15 protein-coding genes are annotated in these 20,062 nt (G+C 45.8%); 3 read left to right on the forward strand and 12 right to left on the reverse strand.

What is annotated here, in order from left to right; genetic code table 11:
• Window positions 1–33 precede the first annotated feature (33 nt).
• The 4 genes from DWZ56_RS02240 to DWZ56_RS02255 form a co-directional block, all read right to left on the reverse strand.
• Window positions 34–2,394: an ATP-dependent DNA helicase gene (locus DWZ56_RS02240; protein ID WP_118554734.1), complete on the reverse strand. Its 2,361-nt coding sequence runs from the start codon at window positions 2,392–2,394 to the stop codon at window positions 34–36.
• Between the two features lie 150 nt (window positions 2,395–2,544).
• Window positions 2,545–2,781 (reverse strand): HPr family phosphocarrier protein, encoded by a 237-nt coding sequence (locus DWZ56_RS02245; protein WP_118554801.1) that lies wholly within the window; start codon window positions 2,779–2,781, stop codon window positions 2,545–2,547.
• A 303-nt stretch (window positions 2,782–3,084) separates the two neighbouring features.
• Window positions 3,085–3,813, reverse strand: coding sequence for an Mrp/NBP35 family ATP-binding protein (locus tag DWZ56_RS02250; RefSeq protein WP_118554802.1), 729 nt, complete (start codon window positions 3,811–3,813; stop codon window positions 3,085–3,087).
• 44 nt (window positions 3,814–3,857) lie between these two features.
• Entirely contained in the window at window positions 3,858–5,579 is a 1,722-nt protein-coding gene (locus DWZ56_RS02255) for a VanW family protein (RefSeq protein ID WP_118554735.1), read from the reverse strand.
• A 172-nt stretch (window positions 5,580–5,751) separates the two neighbouring features.
• On the opposite strand from DWZ56_RS02255, the gene DWZ56_RS02260 reads away from it, so the two are divergent.
• Complete coding sequence (locus DWZ56_RS02260; RefSeq protein ID WP_118554736.1) at window positions 5,752–6,576, forward strand: HAD-IIB family hydrolase; 825 nt, start codon at window positions 5,752–5,754, stop codon at window positions 6,574–6,576.
• A gap of 133 nt (window positions 6,577–6,709) precedes the next feature.
• Here DWZ56_RS02260 and DWZ56_RS02265 read toward each other — a convergent pair whose 3' ends face one another.
• The 6 genes from DWZ56_RS02265 to DWZ56_RS02290 form a co-directional block, all read right to left on the reverse strand.
• Window positions 6,710–8,371 (reverse strand): TIM-barrel domain-containing protein, encoded by a 1,662-nt coding sequence (locus DWZ56_RS02265; protein ID WP_158584406.1) that lies wholly within the window; start codon window positions 8,369–8,371, stop codon window positions 6,710–6,712.
• The gene (locus tag DWZ56_RS02270; RefSeq protein ID WP_118554738.1) at window positions 8,368–9,837 is read right to left on the reverse strand and encodes a family 43 glycosylhydrolase; all 1,470 of its coding nucleotides are present in this window, start codon (window positions 9,835–9,837) and stop codon (window positions 8,368–8,370) included. The genes DWZ56_RS02265 and DWZ56_RS02270 overlap by 4 nt, the downstream gene beginning before the upstream one ends.
• 34 nt (window positions 9,838–9,871) lie before the next feature.
• Window positions 9,872–10,444 (reverse strand): carbohydrate ABC transporter permease, encoded by a 573-nt coding sequence (locus DWZ56_RS23025; protein ID WP_243095021.1) that lies wholly within the window; start codon window positions 10,442–10,444, stop codon window positions 9,872–9,874.
• A gap of 328 nt (window positions 10,445–10,772) precedes the next feature.
• Window positions 10,773–11,600: an ABC transporter permease gene (locus tag DWZ56_RS02280; protein ID WP_330424819.1), complete on the reverse strand. Its 828-nt coding sequence runs from the start codon at window positions 11,598–11,600 to the stop codon at window positions 10,773–10,775.
• Between the two features lie 152 nt (window positions 11,601–11,752).
• Complete coding sequence (locus DWZ56_RS02285; protein ID WP_118554741.1) at window positions 11,753–13,474, reverse strand: extracellular solute-binding protein; 1,722 nt, start codon at window positions 13,472–13,474, stop codon at window positions 11,753–11,755.
• A gap of 117 nt (window positions 13,475–13,591) precedes the next feature.
• Window positions 13,592–14,212: an SGNH/GDSL hydrolase family protein gene (locus DWZ56_RS02290; RefSeq protein ID WP_158584407.1), complete on the reverse strand. Its 621-nt coding sequence runs from the start codon at window positions 14,210–14,212 to the stop codon at window positions 13,592–13,594.
• A gap of 220 nt (window positions 14,213–14,432) precedes the next feature.
• On the opposite strand from DWZ56_RS02290, the gene DWZ56_RS02295 reads away from it, so the two are divergent.
• A complete protein-coding gene (locus DWZ56_RS02295; RefSeq protein ID WP_158584408.1) occupies window positions 14,433–16,172 on the forward strand; it encodes a sensor histidine kinase in 1,740 nt (579 codons plus the stop codon).
• On the forward strand, window positions 16,150–17,859 hold the full coding sequence (locus DWZ56_RS02300; RefSeq protein ID WP_118554744.1) for a helix-turn-helix domain-containing protein: 1,710 nt from the start codon (window positions 16,150–16,152) through the stop codon (window positions 17,857–17,859). The genes DWZ56_RS02295 and DWZ56_RS02300 overlap by 23 nt, the downstream gene beginning before the upstream one ends.
• A 112-nt stretch (window positions 17,860–17,971) precedes the next feature.
• Here DWZ56_RS02300 and sigK read toward each other — a convergent pair whose 3' ends face one another.
• A complete protein-coding gene (gene sigK, locus DWZ56_RS02305) occupies window positions 17,972–18,601 on the reverse strand; it encodes an RNA polymerase sporulation sigma factor SigK (RefSeq protein ID WP_118554745.1) in 630 nt (209 codons plus the stop codon).
• Between the two features lie 205 nt (window positions 18,602–18,806).
• Window positions 18,807–20,021 carry a D-alanine--D-alanine ligase family protein gene (locus tag DWZ56_RS02310; protein ID WP_118554746.1) on the reverse strand — a complete coding sequence of 405 codons (1,215 nt, stop codon included), beginning with the start codon at window positions 20,019–20,021 and terminating at the stop codon, window positions 18,807–18,809.
• Window positions 20,022–20,062: the final 41 nt, after the last annotated feature.

Here is a 20,062-nt window from a genome sequence, read left to right on the forward strand (position 1 = left end):
TTTATACTTAACTCCTTCCGCTTTCCTTTTCAGTTATCCCAAAACTGTTACACCTTTCCAGAATTCCTCCAGGGCCTTTGGCAGCGAAGCCCTTGTCACACGGCTGTAATCCTGCCATTCTCTGGGAAACAGTGCCAGATAATCGCGCCTTAGGAAGCGCTCGTCCAACAGCGCAATCACTCCCGTATCCTCCGACGTGCGGATCACGCGGCCGGCCGCCTGCAGAACTTTATTCATGCCGGGATACAAATAGGCGAAATCAAACCCTTTCTGTTCCTTCTCATCAAAATATGATTTTAATATCTCCCGCTCCGTACAGATCTGCGGCAGTCCCGTGCCAACGACCAGAGCGCCGATCAGCCGTTCCCGTTTCAGATCGATGCCCTCTGAGAATATCCCTCCGATCACACAGAGCCCTATTAAAGACCGATCCGTTTCTGCCTGAAAATGATCCAGAAACTCTTCCCGCATCTGTTCCGTCATGCCGGAGGTCTGTATCAGCACATCAAATTCCGCATCCGCGGGCCGCATGTCATAGATTCTGTTCATGTAGGAATACGAAGGCAGAAATACCAGGTAATTTCCTTTCCTGGCCGACGCCACCGCGCGGATATACTCCCATACCTTCTCGTATTCCGACTGGTTGCGTCTGGTATACCTGCTGCTGACATCGCTGCCCACGCACAGCAGACGCCTCCTGCTGTCAAAGGGCGATTCCACATACACCGCGTAATCCTCCGGATTACCGCTTAAAAGAGAGCGGTAATAATTGATCGGCAGAAGCGTGGCGGAGAAAAAAACCGTGCTGTTGCCCTTATCCAGGCACTGTCTCAAGTTTACTGCAGGATTTACGCAGAGCAGTTTCAGCATAAACCTGCCGTCCTCCGTATGTTCCGTGTATATGCGGTAATTCTCATCCAGGCGCTCATAAATACCCAGAAAATGCCGCAGCTGAAAGAAAAACTCCAGCACTTCATCGCTCACGCCGCCCTTGGCATCCTCCATATAATCCTCCATGCGGCTGAATGCGGTATTGACCAGAGAAGCCATATGGCTGGCGGATTCCAGCACCTGATAGGTATCACACTCCCTCTTCATCTCAAGAAGCGCTTTATTGCACTGTTCCAGACTGCGGGCCAGCCGTGTATCTTTGTCTTTCACCAGCCTCTTCACAGCCAGAAAATCCTCTTTAAACAGCTGTGCGCTGTACATCTCCCGGGCTCTTTCCACCAGGTTATGGGCCTCATCCACCAAAAACAGGTAATCTCCTGAGACAGTATCGCCAAAAAAACGCTTCAAATATACATTGGGATCAAACACATAATTGTAATCGCAGATGATTCCGTCCAGCCAGTTCGTCACGTCCAGCGAAAATTCAAACGGGCACACCTGATGCTCTTCTGAAAAACGCAGTATGTCATCCCTCGTGACGGTGCTGACCTGATGGATGATGTCAAAAACCGCTTCGTTCACCCGGTCAAAGTGCCCTTTTGCATAGGGACAGGCTTCCGGATTGCATTCCATGACATCCATCGGACAGATCTTCTCTTTGGCCGTGATGGTAACGGTGGAAAATGCAAGGCCCTGCTGCCTTAAGATTTCAAAAGCTTCCTCCGCCACTGTCCTCGTGATCGTCTTGGCCGTCAGATAAAATATCTTATCGGCTAAGCCTTCTCCCACCGCCTTCACCGCAGGAAACACGGTGGACATGGTTTTTCCTATGCCGGTAGGGGCCTGTATGAACAGAGTCTTTCCTCTGCTGATGGTGCGGTATACGGACACCGCCAGATCCCTCTGTCCCTCCCTATAGGGAAAAGGGAATTCCAGACGGCTGATGGTCGCTTTCCTCCTCTGCCTCTTATGCCAGACAAATACGGCCCATTTCGCGTATTCCCGGATAAGCTGCATGAACCAGTCCTCAATCTCCTCAAAGCTGTAGGTTTCCCGAAAGCGGCGTATCTCCTCCGTTTCCAGATTGCAGTAGGTCATCTGTATACCAATGCCCGCAAGGCCGTTCTGCTTCGCGTAGATATAGCCGTAGCACATGGCCTGCCCTTTATGGACCAAAACCGGTTCTGCGAGGTGAGCGGGATCGAAATAAACGCCCTTGATCTCATCTATATAAGAAAGCCCGCCTTCTTCAAAAATCCCGTCGGCGCGGCCCTCCAGGCGGATCACCACTTCTTCCTCCCAGCGGATCTCCTCTTTGAGCGGGACCTCAGCCCGATATCCCCCTCCCATCATCCTCTGAATCTTTCGGTGGATACGGCTGCCGGCCTGCATCGCCTCTTTCTCACTGCCGCCGTGCCGGTTGTCGATATCCCCCGACCGGAGGATAAATTCTACCAGGTTCCTGACGGATGTCTTTATGATATTTTCCTGCAGACGTTCCATGTATCCTCCCATACGGTAAACGGTAAGCGCACCCTATTGAACAAAAAAAGGAATTGTAAGTCGCCCTACAATCCCCTTTCGGTTACCGGAATAGATAAACACCTGCACATGGCCCGGCCATCCGCCTAAACCGATGGCCCTTACGCCGCATTATGCCGCTGATTCCGCTTTATGAGTCTCAAGAAAATGCTCAAAGTTCGCATGGAAACCGTCATACTCCACTGTCAGCACCTTTGTAAGATCCAGACTTAACACTCCTAAAATAGACTTTGCGTCAATAACGACTCTATTATAGTATATGTCAATGTCGAACTCACACTCGCTGGCAGCATTAACGAACTCTTTCACCTCTTCAATACTCTGTAACCTGATCTGTTTCTTTGTCATTGTCAGCATAAATCAATACCTTCTTTCCGTAATAAAATGGCTGTTTCAACTCCTGATCTGCTGTCGAACAATGTCGGTTTATTTATGTTGGAATGTACTCTATCACCATTTTTATTTTTTGTCAATATCGATTTATGAAATATTTGCCATGCCTGTATTGTGAGAAATGCACAGAACCGAAATAACGGTTTTACTTTTTTATGAATTCATCACAATTGGACATCGGACGATGACGGGAATTTTTCTTTATTTTATGGGTATGGTAAATATATCCATATTTATTTTTATCATTAATACTGTTTTTTACTGCAGTTCTTCCAGAGGCACCGATTCAAAATCGCCGTTATCCGCCAGTTCCGCCCAGGCGGGACAGATCGGAAGCTTGCCCAGAACCTTAAGTTTAAGCTCCTGCGCGATGGCATCCACTTTGCTCTGTCCGAAAGGATACAGCTTTTTCCCACAGTCCGGACAGGGCATGTAGCTGTAATTCTCCACAATACCGAATACCGGTATCTCCATCTTTTCCGCCATATGCACGGACTTCTTCACTATCATCCGGACAAGGTCCTGCGGGGAGGTCACAATCACCACTCCATCCACAGGAACAGTCTGATAGACGGTCAGAGGCACATCCCCCGTACCTGGCGGCATGTCAATCACCAGATAGTCTAAGTCCCCCCATGTGGTCTGATCCCAGAACTGACGGATGAAGTTCGACAGGATCGGCCCTCTCCACAGCACCGGCGTATCCTCATTCTCCAGAAAGAAGTTTACAGACATCACCTTTATGCCGGTGGAGCTCACCGCAGGCGCTATCATCATGTTTTCGTCAACCCGTATGCCTCCTGTCACCCCAAACATTTTCGGGATGGAAGGTCCTGTGATATCCGCGTCCAAAATGCCGACGCGGTACCCCTTTCTGCTTAAAGACACGGCTGTGAGCCCTGTCACAAAGCTCTTTCCGACTCCGCCTTTGCCGCTGGATACGGCTATGATATTTTTAATGTTTTCTTTTTTTATCGGTTTATCCATTTGCTGCTCCTTTATGCTGCGCACAGAATCTGACAGCTCCTGTCTCACTGCGCGTTATTGTTTTGATTCTCCTGATTCTCCTGCCCCTCATCGGGTACGTTCTGTCCCTCATTGCCGGGGGCTTCGGCGCCGGCTCCGCCATCCGGTGTTTCTCCGCCGGAATCGCCGCCCGGCTCACTGGCCGGCGCAGTCAAATCCGCCATGGAATGCACCTGTATCACAGGAGCTTTCGCCTTATACCTGCTGGTATGGAGGAACTCTCTGCCAATCTCCTGGCCGTCTTTATAGGTGACCAAATCCGTCAGCGCTGTAATCGGTTCCTTCCCTTCGCTCACTACCACCTGCTGCCCCTGGGGCACTTCCGGATTTTCCTCATACACCGGTTCCGGCATGGCGCCGGTTTCCGAAATTACCGATTCCATCTTTACGGTGACGCCTTCCTCCAGCACCGGAATGCCGTAGATTGAAACTTTCAGGTTCCGGTCTTTAAAATCAATCAGCACCGCCACCGTATGGCCGGAATTGTTCTCAAACTTAAGATCCGACGAACCGTAGCTGACCATGGCGTCCTCGCCGACATTGGCATAGGCCACCACATAGCTGTGGTTTCTGCGCGCCGTGGTATTCAGCCCCGAAAGGATAGCCGCGTTATAGATAGTGGTCGCCACCTGGCAGACGCCCCCGCCCGGTTCTTCCACCAGTTCCCCGTTCACAAAGGTTCCGGCCGGCTTATATCCTTTTTCCTCCGACCTCTCTCCGGTCAGTTCGTTCATGGAAAACTCTTCACCTGGCTTTAACAGCGTGCCGTTCATCGCTTCCGACGCCAGCTGGATATTGTTATTTCTATCTTTATTTGCGGTGGTCTTTGTCTCGAATTCCGCAATGATTCTGTATTCCTGCTGCAGCCTTTCCTTCGTCCACTCCGGCTGCACATCGATCACCTTCGCTTCCAGCACAGCGTCATAATCCCCAGCTTCCAGCACACCGATCAGCTGGGCGGTCAAATCCTCCCGGTCAATCTGCCTGCCGCTCGTTCCTTCGGAAAAAGTATACTCCTTTGTTTCCTTATTATAGCCGATCAGGTCCGCGTTTACTGCTTCCGTTCCAAGGCCCGATACCGCCTGCTCAATCAGTGCCGACGCTTCTTCAGCGCTGTATGAGGTATCCAGTATGATATATACCGGATTTTTCTTCAGATCCTTAACCGCAGCTTCCCGCTCCTCATCCGTCCCCTGCCGCCCCACCTGGTACGCCTCATTAAGTTTCGCGTCCAGATCGTGGATCAGGATATTCTCCAGATCATAGGTATTGCCGTCAAAAGTAAACTTCATCTGCCAGTTGATCTCCTGCTTCAGTTTATCCTCCATCTTCTGCCGGGCCTGATCCATGGTCAGCCCTCCCAGAGAGATGCCGTTTAAATATACGCCGTTATAAAAGGTGTCCGAAGCATCCGTGCGGCTGTCCGCCAGCCTGCTTCTCCCAGCCAGAAAAAGGCACAGAATAAGTGCAACAGCGGCAAGCGGCAGTATTCTCTTCTTTAATATCTGCTTTCTCCGGCGGCGCTTGATGGCAGCTCTGCGCTGTTCCCGCTGTCTGGGAGTCAGTTCCCGCACCGGCCGGCTCCTGCCTGTTTTAGCCGAATTCTGTGTCCGCCCGTTCGCAGACGCTGTTTTTTTCCCTAAGGTGCCGGACCTGCGCCTCTTTCCGGCAGTTCCGTTTCCCGTGCTGCTCTTTCCGGCGCTTCCTCTTTTCCGCTTTTCCGCCATTTCAACAGCTCCTCTACGCTCATTCTAAACCTCTCTTATTATAGCGAATTATGGCATAAATAGCAAACACCAGTTTATAATTTTATAAATTCATTAATTTCTTTTCATCTTTTATTCATTGTACCGCGCGCTCAACCTGTTATAATAGATTAAGTAAAGTGAGGTGCAGTATATGAGTATCCGATTAATTGCCGTCGATCTGGACGGCGTTTTAAATAAGTCCAAAAAAATAACGCAGCGCACTTTCAATGCCGTTTCCGAAGCGGTCAGAAAGGGGATTATTGTTGTACCGGTATCCGGCCGTTCCCTTTACGGACTGCCGGGTGAGGTGAAGGATTATCCCGGCATCCGCTATATCATCTCTTCCAACGGGGCGAAGGTTTACGATATCAGGGATGGACGCATATTGTTTCAGGACCTGATTCCCTATAAGGAGGCTGCGGTGCTGATCCAGGAGCTCAATGCGCTGCCGGTCAAGATCTGTATACAGGAATCCGGCAACAGCTACAACCAGTCCCACCTTCTGTCCTTCCAGCGCAGATTTCTGTACAGTAAGGATTATTCCCGTAAAAAGGCCATCCCATGTATTGACCGCTATGTGAAACACCGCCAGCTGGATCTGGAAAAAATACAGGTATTCTACACTAACAAAAAAACAGAAAGCGCCGTATTGGATCTCATATCCTCTCATCCGGGGTTAAATGCCGTTCCGTCCGCGGACCGCTATGTGGAGATCAGCCGCGCTACCGCAACGAAGGGTGTGGCCCTGTCCTGTCTCTGCTCCTGGCTGGGCATAATGCCGGAAGAGGTGATGGCTGTGGGGGATAATGAAACAGACCGCTCCATGCTTCAGTTCGCCGGACATGCCGTGGCCATGAGCAACGCGCTGCCCGATATCAAGGAGCTTGCTATAGAAGTGGCGCCCTGCTGTTTAGAGGAGGGCGTAGCGGCAGCCATCGAAAAAGTGCTGCCGGAATATGATGCCGGCGAGGCATGATAAGAAACATTATTATAATGTACAAGAAGCCGGAAATAAATATTATAATTGTCCGGATCAGGAATGATAAATCATAGATTCCTGATCCGGACAATTATGATATGCAAGACCAAGTAACACTGCTGTAAAATCCTTATGTAATCGGGCTTTTAGCGGTGTTTTTGCACTGATATACAGGTATGTTATCCGTTTGTGCTTCATGCCAGCCGGGAGGAACTATTTCTCCCGTCCAGTAATCGACCCACTCTCCTGCCGGCAAATAAACCTTTCTCATTTCTTCTTCCTCGGTCATCGGTGCAACCAGCAAATCCGCGCCGAACAAATACTCATTATCAATCTCATATGTTTCCGGATCATCCGTATAATCCATAACAAGAGCTCTGACCGGCGGTATTCCCGTTTCCTTATACCGCTCAAAAGCTTTCATCAATCTTGGGATCTGTTTTTCGCGTTCTTGAAGCAACGCCCTTACTTCACTTTCGCAGTTAAACTGTTTCCAGGGTACTTCATCACAGTACCAGCCATTAATCAGGCATTGCACCGAAAATACTACCGTTTGCAATCTTCTTAAGAGCTCCATTTTTGATTTTGCATGCCGCAGTTCAGGAGACCACAGTATCCCCGAAAATCCGGAATTGACAATACCGCGGATAAAATCTTTATGCTCATAAAGATCACTGTAAAGCACAAACGGGTAGCTTGCACACAAAGCACCTGCTGAACGGACCTGTGAAAGCGTAGGTTTTCCATCTAATGCCTTTAAAATTGTTTTCATATAGAGCACACCGAACAGATTATGATATTGCTCGCCGTCAAGTCCGGAAGGGAACTGGGAACAATTCGGGAACATTCTCCACCCATAATCCACAATATTGGTATTATCACATTCGTCTAATTTAAATCCGTCAATCCCTATATCTGTAAAAGTCTTTTTATGATATTCCGAAATAATGTCAGCTCCCTCTTCAGAAGCGAGGTCTGCAACCAATCCTCCCAGCACCCTGTAATTTCCACTGTAAGGCTTCATGGCTTCATAAACCGGGGAATCTTCACTAATATATGCGTGTTCCCAAAGATTCAGATGAAATTCCATTTCTTTTAACTTTTTAACCATTCCATCCGGATCGGGAAACATTTCTTTGTTCCACTCATAAGAACATGGATAATTGTGTGTATGCCACCCCGGCTCCAGGCCGAGAATGCTGCACGGTATCTTCGCATTCCTGAAATAAGCTGCTGTTTCCAGCACGCGATCCTGAGGATAATGCCAATTGCAGCGGTACAGTACGCCAAGCCCCCACTCCGGCACCTCACATCCCGAACCGGACAACCGGTTGTACTGCGCAACAGTGTCCGTAATATCAGTACCTTCGATAATATAAATATCTATACCTTTTGCATTCAGTATTTGAACGGTCATTACATTTTCTTTTTCCAGCGCTGTTTCCACACCGCATTGCACTTCCATATTTCTTGCGGTGTCAAAGTAAATGCCATATCCTTTTGTCGTCGCAAAAAAAGGAACCGGTGCATGTGAATCTCCTGTATTTTTCGTAGGATCTGCATTTACACGGAGAAACAGTTCTTTATTTTTCTGATTAAATCCATTTAGTTGAAGGCCAAATCCATAGATCTGCTCCTCACCCAGCGGAAATTCTAACACGCATCCTCTGGCATTTGTACGAAATGTTATCCTATGGATTGGATATGCCACTTCTGTCTCTTCGCAGCAAAATCCGGAACAATATTTGCTCGGTACAAATAGTTCAGGATTTCCAAAAGTAATTTTTTTCATCTTCTCTCCTTTATGGGCGTATTCTGAATTTCCTTGCATTTTAATCTGCGCATCCTCAAATTCCTAATGCTGACCTCGCCGTCATTTACAAAAAACATCATTTTATCACTGTCAAAATCATACATTCTCGCAGACAGCGCATATTTGTCATCCAGATAGGCCAGCACGCAGGTACCATCCAGAATTACTTTGACAGAGTGCCATTTTAAAGTATCAATCTCCACAAACCGTTCAATTTCTGCCTTTTCATGCGGATAAGCAGGCTCTCTGTCAAACAAAAATCTGTTTCTTCCCGGCTCCAACCGTATATAATAGCCTCCGGCGCCTTCTCCCGTAACCTTTACCATAATTCCCGCACTGTCTGTGTCCTTCGAAAGTAAAATCTCAAATTCAACCATACATTCCTTAGAAATGTCAGAAATCAGAATATTTCCGAGCCCTGACTGCGCTTTCAAAACAAAGCCGTTCTCCAGTTCCTCATACATCCCATAAATCGGCTGCAGGTACATGCGCTGTTCTTCTCTATAAGCTTCCGCAATCTTTTCAGGCATTGAAACACTCAGACTTCCATCCGCATCCTGCCTCAATTTATGTACAATGAGATTACCTCCCCACTGCCAGACTCCGTCATCCTTGTCACCGGTCTTTGTTGGATTCCAACCGAATATGTATCTGCTTTTTCCGTCTGACGCGGTTTTTCCCGCATAAAAAGCCCTTCCGTCGAAACAGTTATTTCCGGGATTTTTCCAAGGTCCTCTGGACGATTTGGATATTCTATAGTAGGTCCGCAATCCTTGCGTTTCACAAAAAGTAGAATAAATAAAATACCAGTATTCACCCCACTGAAACAGATCCGGGCACTCCGGACACCAGCACATATGCGGATCCCAATAGCTCCCCTCATAGCTCCAGTGAACCAGATCGTCAGATGTAAGCAGTCCAGTCGCTCCTCTTCTCCTTGAAGGTCCTTCTTTTTTTCTCGTACATAAAAGCATCCACCATTTTTGCTCTTCCTCCTGATAAAAAACAAAGGGATCTCTCCAATCGTCCTGCTCAATATCCTCTCTGTCCTCTGCTGCAAAAAACGTATCCTGCGGCTGTTTTTCCCATGTTATCCCATCCACGCTCGTCGCATGCATAACGGATTCCTTGTGCCTTCCTTCTTCCGTGAAATGATAATTGTGCCCCGTATAATAAATGTGATACTTATCATCATATTCAACCACACATCCTGTGTAGCAAAACAGATCCTGATCCTCACGGTTCCCCCGGGGCAGTATTTCACCCTCTTCCGTGAAATTTACCATATCTGTAGTGGTAATCCTTCTCCACGGCGTTCCCTCTCCTTCTCCATTGCAGCCGCGATAATCGTGCAGATAATACAGTTCATAGCATTTTCTTTTCGAATTATAATAAGGAATAAAATCTCCGCACACGCCATCCTTTGGCAAATAAAAAATTCCCATTTATGTATTCCGCCTTTCCTTTGTTATCGTAATTTCAGCCTTTGGCCGTTCCAAGCGTCAGCCCCTGTGTAAAATATTTCTGCAAAAACGGATAAATCATTAGAACAGGTATCATTCCTAAAAACAGCTGTGCAGCACGGCCTGTACGGGCATTCATCAATTGCATGATTTTTACATAATCAAGACCATCTGTCTTCGACATTAATTCTTCAAAGCTCACTAATAATGTCTGCAGGTAGGTATAGAGCGGATATTTCTTCATATCATTCATATAAATCATTCCGCTGAACCAATCATTCCAGTGCCCCACAACATGGAACAGGGTAATGGTTGCCAGCGACGGCTTAAGCAGAGGAAGCATTATTTTTACCAATGTCTGAAATTTTCCGGCACCGTCAATCATTGCCGCCTCTTCCAGCTCCCTGGGCAAACCGCGTATAAAATTCATCAGAATAATCATATTGGCAACCGGAAGGGCCCCCGGCAAAATCAATGCCCACAGGGAATCCTTTAACCCCAGCCTGGCTACCACCAGATATGTCGGAACCAATCCTCCGCCAACCAGGCAGGTAATAAAGAAATACAGCATATAAATATCCCTTCCCATAAACTGTTCTTTTGACTTTGAAAGCGGATATGCCGTCAGAATACACATAACCAAATTAATCAGGGATCCTAAAGCTACACGCTGAACAGATATCCACATTGCCCGAAAAAATTTTCCGCCTTTCAGTGCAAATTCATAAGAAAATGTTGTAAAATCAACCGGCCAGAAAGCAACCTTGCCGGAAGCCACTGCGCTGCTGCTGCTAAATGAGAGTGCAAGTATATGTATAAAGGGAAGTGTACAGCTTAATGCGGCCAAAATTAAAATAGAATAAATCATAATGTTTAGGATTGACATTTTTTTTCGTTTTGTTTTCATGGAATCCTCCCTACAAAATCCTGTATCCGGCCAGCTTATCCGCCAGAACATAGGACAAAACTACCAGGACAGAAGAAACGGCCGACTTGAACAAGCCAACTGCCGCACCCACATCAAACTGTGCCTGCTGAATACCCAACCGGTACACATAGGTATCAATGATATCTCCTGATGAATATACAATTGGGCTGATGGTATTATAAATCTGGTCAAAACCAGCATTCAGCACATTTCCCAGCGATAAAACAAGCATCAGAATAATCGTAGGCACAAGCAGCGGAACAGTGATCATTTTCACCCTTTGCCATCTGGTCGCGCCATCTATGCTTGCCGCCTCATACAGAGTCGGATCAATCGCAGTGAGCGCCGCAAGGTATATAATCGTACCATAACCAAAACCTTTCCATATATCAGAAATAATCATCGTCCAAGGATAAATTTTAGCATTCCCCAAAAAGTTAACTGTTCCGCCCCCAAGCAGGCTGATGCATCGATTCACCGCTCCATCCGTTGCAAGGATATCCATCAGAATTCCCGCCATAATAACCCAGGATATAAAATTTGGAATATAAATTAAGGTCTGCATCGTTCGTTTAAAAAATACATTTTTAACTTCATTCAGCAAAAGCGCAAAAATAACCGGAACTGCAATATTCCCTAAAATCTTAAATACCGTAATAAAAAAAGTGTTCCAGATTGTTCTCACAAAATCAGGCTGTGAAAATACAAACATAAAATTTTTAAGGCCAACCCACGGAGAGGCGAACCCTAAGGCGGGATTATAATCCTGAAATGCGATTACGACACCATATAACGGGATATAACTAAATATAAACACCAGAATCACTCCCGGCAGAAGCATTAAATGATATGCCCATTCATTTTTTAAATGTCTCTTTATATTCTTTCTGCTAACCATCCGCTTACCACCCTTTCAAGCTTATGAATAAGAAAAGGAGACGGCACCCCGCCTCCTTTCCCTTTGACTTACTAATTATATAACTCTTCCATTTCTTTTATTGCCTGCTCGCCGCCGGCTGCCTTCCACTTCTCAACAACTGTGTCGAAGTAGTCTATCGGCTCATCGCCTACCACAATTTTAGTAAATCCTTCCAGCAGAATGGTATCCAGTGTAGCGCCGGACTTGATCAGGATTTCCGGTGTAAACGCCCACAACACATTTTCGAGATATTCACCCTTTTCAACATATTCATTGACCCATGTAGTTGTACTCCCCTCAAAGCCATACATGCAATAACCGTGTGTAAATTCAGGATGCGCATCAGGATCCTCAATAAACGCCTTTACATTATTGTAGCTTACCAGGAAATTCGGTGTCAGCTTTGACGCGTCTCCTGTCATTATCGCATTATATATGCTTGCAGTTTCATTCATCTGTATCGTGGGATTACAAATTCTAGCATTTGCCTGTGTATCAACCAAACTGCCTTTTGTAAGATTTTCTCTTAATTCAGCTTCTTTCTCCTGTGATTCAGACGACTGTATATACTGGTAAAAATTAATTAATTTGAATACCGCTTCCGGATTTTTACATTCCTTGCTCACTGCAATATAGGTAGCATTGCCGCAATAGATTGATTGTAAAACGGGCTCCCCGGTTGCGGACGGAATCTTATAAGGACGGTAAATCGCATCGAAACCGTTTGCAGTGACATAATCCTGTCCGACCGCAGCTCCCCACCAGAGATAGTACGGCATAATACCAACTTTATTGCTTAAAACATCTTCATTGGCTTTTGCCATATCCATAGTGATAAAATCAGGACTGATCATCCCTTCCTTGTACCATTCTGCCCAGGCAGCCAATGCATTCTTGTATTCTTCTGTTGTAGAGCCATATACAATATTGCCGCTGTCATCACGAACCCACATACCCGGATGCGCCCCCCATCCGGGCGCAAGTAAATTCAGATACTCCAATGATTTTTCTGCAGAAATGCCATAGACGCCATATTTATCCATAAATGTTTTTGCTATCGTTACAAGGTCATCCATGGTTTCCGGCGCATCCAGACCGCATTCTTTCAGCCAGTCCTGCCTGATCCAAACAAAATCATATTGTGCTTCAACACCGTAATGCAGCTGAGCCAGTCCATACAGTTTGCCATCAAAGATACCCGACTCAAAACTCTGTTTATCGTATTCCATAAAGCTCTTTATATCATCTGATGCATAGATGTCATACAAATCTTTCAGATCATACAGCATACCCGCTTCTGCCAGCTGCTTCAGCTGCGTTGCATTTACCCGAACAAAATCCGGAATCTTTCCCTCTGCAATCTGCAGATTCAATTTCGTATCATAATCGTCTGAGACCCATTCATTAACAAGATTAATATTAAAGCGGTCCTTGTATGTTTTTGTCCACAGGTTGTTATCGATATCGTCACCTTCCGGATAAGCGATATAACTATAATCGCTTTTGACTGATGTCAATGTTACTGTTTCCTCATAAGGCGCCCAGATATCAATTTCTCCGTTTTCATCCGTTCCAGCGTCCTGTGAGTCCGCTGTTTTTTGCTGTTCCTGTTGGCTGCCGCCCTCTGTTTTTTGCTGTTCCTGACCGTTTCCGCTGCATCCTGTCAAACATACGATAACAGTCATGATTGCCGCCAGCATGAAAGATAACGTCTTTTTCTTCATACTCATCTCTCTCCTTTTTATTAGGTGTTTGTTTTTACGTTGCAACATATACGCATTATATGATATACCCGATCATCTTCCTATCCGTTTTCTTGCGTTTTGAATGATTTCATGCTTCATTCCACCATGGAACACAAAAAAATATTCACACGTCATTTTTTTATACTATAATTCCTTAAATGCCTTAATCCACTCGCGTTTAATAATTTCATGACCTGCCGCCGTAGGATGAATTCCATCCCGCAGCCAGTAATCATTGGAGGCCAGTTCAGCAGCTTCGTCAAATTTATTCTGCAGTGAAATGAATGGCAGCCCATATTTTCCTGCTGTCTCTGTTGCTATTTTGGCCCTCTCCGACACTCCGCTTTGAAACTCTTCCCAGCACATCTCAGTTGCAGCACCCTTTAATATAAATGGTTCTAAGATCATGATTTTTACATCCGGCAGGGCTTCCTTAAGTTCTTCAATCAGCATGGAATATATTCTGGAAGATTTATCCGCATCCGTACCGTTGTGCTCGTAAATTTCACGTCCTATGTCATTTACACCAATCAGAATGCTCATAATATCCGGTTTAAGGTTAATAATGTCTGCTTTGATTCTGGCGTATAAATCAATGATACGGTCGCCGCTGACCCCTCTGTTCAGCATCCTGTATTGATTCGCATACTCTAATCCTAACTCGCTGCTTACAAGTGTTGGGTAACCATATCCCATATTCAGGTCATCTTCCGTGGACCGGCCCGCGTCTGTGATAGAGTCGCCTTGAAATAAAATTGTTTTCAAACCTGCTTTCTCCTTCCTGTGAATAAGTTGTCCTATTATACGACAACTCTGTTTTCCCTTTCCATCCGTTTTCTTGCGCTCTGTATGTTTTCTTGACCATTTTCTCTGCCAAACGCAAAAAATTATTCGCAAAATGTTTTTTTGTACTATAATAAAAACAAAGCTACATAAGAAGCACATAACTATAAAGTTTATCCAAACCGAGAGAAAGCATATTTTTATGAAAAACAATATCACTCTGAAAAAATTGATTCTGTTATTCTTTTCAGTCATTGTTCCTTTTTTCCTTTCCAGCATGTTTTTGCTTCAACAAAATAATGCGGCTATCCACAACCGAAAAATTGTCTCACTTCAGGAAAAAGTTAATTTGACAGCGCAGACATTAACAAGTGCCCTGGAGCAAATATACCACACAGCTGCCGAAATGACCGGGCAATCAAATCTGAGAAGAGTGGCTACCGCTAACTATCTCCAGACCACATATGAGGAAGCGAAAGATATCTGTCAGATACAGGAACAGCAGACCAGCATTAAAAATGCCAATCCATACATCAATAACTTTATAATATATTACCAGGACAGAAAACAAGCATATAACAGCAGCGGAGATGGCAGAGGCAGTTTTTTCGAATTTACCGAGGAGGAATATCAGACGTTAGCAGATGCACGCAAATCTGCTGATTTTTTGATTTACTATAATCAGAAACTGTCCGAAATTATCCTGCCTTCCTCCGGTTCAAACTTTTTGATTCGAATTGACTTATCCGCAGCGTCCATCTCATCACTATTGGAGAATGCCTTTACCGAATACAAATTTTATTATTATCTTGATGCATTTGACCAATCCTATCAGCTTACAAATCTTACCAAAGAACAGCTGGCGTTGTTTACGGATACCGATTGTGCAGACAGGCTTACAATAGAAGGGACGCAATATTATCGTTTTTCCTCCTCCCTCCCCTACGGCAAAGCTTTGATACATTTTTTCTTTTCCGGCGACCAGCTATATGCAGACACGAAACTTTATCAGTATCTGGATCTCTGTTTCAGTCTGTTTGTACTGATTATCTGCTGTATTTTCCTGTGGGGCAGTTATACCATTATCCAGAAACCGATACAAACGTTGATCCATGCCTTTCAAAATATTAACAACAGGAACTATAATGTACGTATTTTCAGTAAAAATAATTCAGATTTCACCTATCTGTACAACGAATTCAACCATATGGCAAAGCAGCTTGGCACGTTGATTGAAAAGGATTATCAGCAGCAATTGCTTTTAAATAAAGCGGAATTAAAACAGCTTCAGGCACAGATTAACCCACATTTTCTCTACAATTCCCTGTTCCTGCTGCGCCGCATGATACAGGATGAGCTATATGCGGAAGCCTACCATATGTCAGATACTTTGGGACTATATTTCCAATATATTACACGCAACAGCCAGGACTATATGCCCTTAAATCAAGAGTACCGTCACGCAATCCTGTATTGTGAAATCCAGAAACTGCGTTTTGAAGGACGAATCCGCGTGGAGACCGATGACCTTCCCGCTGAATATTCCAGCATTCTGGTGCCGAAATTAATTATCCAGCCCATTTTAGAAAATGCTTTCAATTATGGGCTTCGCAATAAAGTAGATGACGGTTTGTTAAAAGTAGCGGTTTCCAATCATGATTCTGAACTGATTATTTCTATAGAAGATAACGGAGACGACCTTTCCGATGCTCAGCTGGAGAAGATCCAAGCTAACCTCCAGTCTGCATCTACCGGCGACCCTTTACGGGAAATGACAGGTATCTTGAATATTCAAAGAAGACTGAGTATATATTCCGACGGTTCCAGCCATCTTACAGCAATCCGCAGCCCCTTAGGCGGCCTGTGTATCCAACTCTTTTTGCCAATACAGCAATCCCCTGGAAAGGAGCGGGAAACTCATGATAAAAATATTGTTAGTTGACGATGAATACCATGTAATCAGCTATATCACGAACCTGCTGCAACATATTGATTTTTGTGAAATCAACACAATAACGACCACATCCGGTCCTGAAGCGTTGCAGATCGTTGCGTCCTCCCATATTGATATTGCCTTTCTGGATATCAATATGCCCAGGGTAAGCGGTCTGCAGATTGCGGACAAGCTTCACAATCAGTGGCCGGATTGCCAGCTTATTTTTCTGACAGCCTATGAGGTATTTGACTATATTTATGAAGCCAATCGATATCCCGGCGCCATCTATCTGTTGAAGGCAGAATCAGATGCAAAAATCCTGGATGTGGCAGTTTCCTGCTGCCATGCTATCTTACAGAAAAGAGAGGAGAAAAGCTATCTAAGCGATATTCAGAAAAAGGAAAAACTGCTTCTTCTTTTGCAGGAGCAGCAGTTTCTTCGGGAAGTGGTTCATGGGGATCTCACCAAAGATATGGAATGTTTTGTCAAAAATTCTTCTCTGGAAATTCATTTTTCTTTTGAGAAGGAAGTATATCTGATGCTGATGCATATCCGGCGTTCGCCTTCCTCCATTTGCGATTCTTCTTTCTATCTGGAGAGAATGGAACATTTATTGGGAAATCTGTTTCTTTTTTCCTTTGTGGAAACAGAGAAGGGTGTTTTATTATGGATTTTTCAGGAACGCGACTATCCGGAGAAGGAGGTTTCTTATTTTAACTGCCTGAAGGATACGATGGATTCCTTTCTGGATATCTGCACCGAAATAAAGCACCAGGCGCTTTCTCTGTGCCTATATCGGGAGAAAGTGGCTTGGGATGAAGTCTCACGCTCCTATCAACTCCTGTATGATGCCTATTATGAGGAAAGCTCCCTGTTGTCCATTCACTCCTCGGCTGCCAGAGTAATCGAAAGAAATACGAACCCTTCTCCCCGGTTTCCGTTTTCAAATACGGTTGCCGGTCCGGATACCGCGATGACAGAAAATATAAATATTGATACTTCCCCTGTCACAAGACTGCCGTCTGCCGCCTTGTCCGGCAGGCTGTTTTCCATGAAGCAGGCGCTGTATCAGGGGAAACGGGATTTATTTTTAACAGAACTGCAGCATTGCCGTCAATACTGTACCGTTATCAAAAACATGCACCATGTGGGGACAATTAAAATCTATTTTTCCATAGTGCTGATTTATCTGGAATATATAGAGCATTACAAGTTAGTGCCTAGGATTGCTATGGAAATAGCCATGTATCCGCTTTATTTCATTAATGATTTCCCGGATTGGGAGCACGCGTTTTTGTACCTGCGCCAGTTAGGAGAGATTCTATTTAGGATCGCCAATGAAAATAACAGCAATAAGACCCGGCAGCTGATTGCTTCCATACAGAATTATATTCAAAGCCATTTGTCTGAAGACCTGAATCTGACTGTTATTGCGGATTATGTAAATTATAACGAATCTCATATTTCGCGGTTATTCAAACGCTATACAGGATACAATCTATCCGAGTACATCACCTCCTGCCGCATTGAGTATGCCAAGTCACTGCTGGCACAGACAGAGGACACGGTACAGTTCATTTCACAAAAAACAGGATTTCATACTTCCCAGTATTTTTCCTCCACTTTTCGGAAAAATACTGGATTGTCTCCAAATGAATACCGTATGCAGAAACGAAGACCACAGCAAAGCTGACGATGGAAATGACATGATTTAATTCAGCCAGCAAATACTCAGCACCGGTCTGCCATATCCAGGCATACCGGTGCTACTAATTCATCTCTTTTATTTTTTCCGGCTGGGCCCTTCACCCTCTCCTCTCAAACTCTTTCTTAAGCTTCTCCAGCGCCTTCTTCTCAATCCGTGATACATAACTGCGGCTGATGCCCAGATAAGCTGCGATCTCCCTCTGTGTATATTCCTTTTGCCCGTACAGGCCATAGCGCATGCGGATCACCAGCTTCTCCTTATCTTTCAGGCAGTGCTCAAATATGTCGTAAAGCCTCTGTACGTCCTGCTGCAGGGATACTCTTTCCGTGATATCTCTTTCATCCGTCTCAATCACATCCAGCAGATTGATCTCGTTCCCTTCCTTATCTGTCCCGATGGGTTCAAACAGTGAAATTTCCCTTCCATATTTCTTTTCCGCACGGAACATCATCAGAATCTCGTTATCAATGCACTTTGCCGCATAGGTGGCAAGTCTGCTGCCTTTTCCGGGATTAAAGGTGTTGACAGCCTTGATCAGCCCGATCGTTCCGATGGAGATCATATCCTCCAGATCACGGTCCGCCAGATTGTATTTTTTCGCTACATGTGCAACCAGTCTCATATTGCGTTCAATCAGGGCATTTCTGGCCGCCAGATCGCCCTCTTTTAAACGGGTCAGATAAAGACTCTCTTCCTGCGGCGTCAATGGTTTCTGAAATGTTTTCAAGCATCCGTACCCCGTCACACGTTTACTAATACTCTATGCGCGGGACAAAAACAAAGTGCTTTTACAAAAAAATATAATTGAAAAAGAATACTGCTCGCGGGATTCTCCGCCTGCGGCGGGCCGCTTCAGCAACAATAAAAACAGGGTTTGTGGAAACGTCTCCCGCAAATCCCTGTCTGCTATTTGTATGCTATTCTTCCTTATGTTATGCTTTGGAACCCTTGGCGCCCTGTCCTAAGGTCACACCGGCCAGCAGGTTCGTATCAAAGGAATATGTGATCTCTCCCCGTTCACGCTCCCTCTTGAGCGCCAGCTTCACCATGCGGTCCAGCAGCTCGGCATAAGGCATGCCTGTGGCTTCCCACAGGTAGAAGGAGAGTGAACCCGGAATGGTATTGATCTCATTGACGAAGATCTCCCCGCTCTCCATATCGATCATAAAGTCAATGCGGGACACACCGCTGCAATTTAATGCCTGGAAGGTCCTCACAGCCAGACTGCGGATCTTCTCTCTGGTTTCCGGAGCGATCTCGGCCGGAAGCTTCCGTTTCAGGCCGGACATGCCGCCCTTGCTGCCTCCGCTCTTGGCTCCTGCGGTCTTTCCGCCTTTGCCGCCGGACATATACTTATCTTCATAGCTTAGTATCTCATCGCTGTTCACCGGCTCTTCGCACTCTGATGCCTCGGCCTCCTCATAATCGCCCAGCACGGAACAGTTGACCTCTTTGAGGCTGGTGATGGCGCGTTCCACCAGTACCTTTTCTGCGAACTCAAACGCATAATCAAGGGCTGCCTCCAGCCCTTCCCTGTCCCACGCGATCTTAATGCCCACGCTGGAACCCAGGTTTACAGGTTTTACAATCACAGGATAGGAAAATCCGGCTTCGATCTCTTCTATCACCTTTAAAGGAGCGCCATGGTAGCGTTTGATATCCGCCAGGCGGCAGTCTAGCACCGGTATGCCGTTGTCCTTCAGCACCGTCTTCATCGCATATTTATCCATGCCCAGGGCGGATGCCGTCACATCGCAGCCCGCGTAGGGGATACAGAGTGTGCGCAGATACCCCTGCAGCGTGCCGTCCTCCACATTGGTTCCGTGGACCACCGGAAATGCCACATCGATCGTTCCCAGTTCGTTGCTGCCGAATTTCTTAAAGGGATAGCGGATCAGCTTCACCTGATTCCCCTCATTTACAAGGATGACGCGCTGACTGTTTTTCAGCAGTTCGTCTATGTTGCGGTAGGACTCGATCTTGCCGACCTCGCTCCCCACATACATCTCATTCTTCTTGCTGATATAGATCGGTATCGGCTCATACTTCTCCGTATCAAATGCGTAGTAGGCCTGGATGCCCGATATGATGGACACCTCGTGCTCCACACTCTGTCCGCCGAAAAACACACCAACTTTGATCTTCATTATTGACTCCTCCATTTTTATATCAATGACCGCTGATCTTT

It is taken from the genome of Lachnotalea sp. AF33-28 (assembly GCF_003477885.1).
Lineage (GTDB): Bacteria > Bacillota > Clostridia > Lachnospirales > Lachnospiraceae > AF33-28.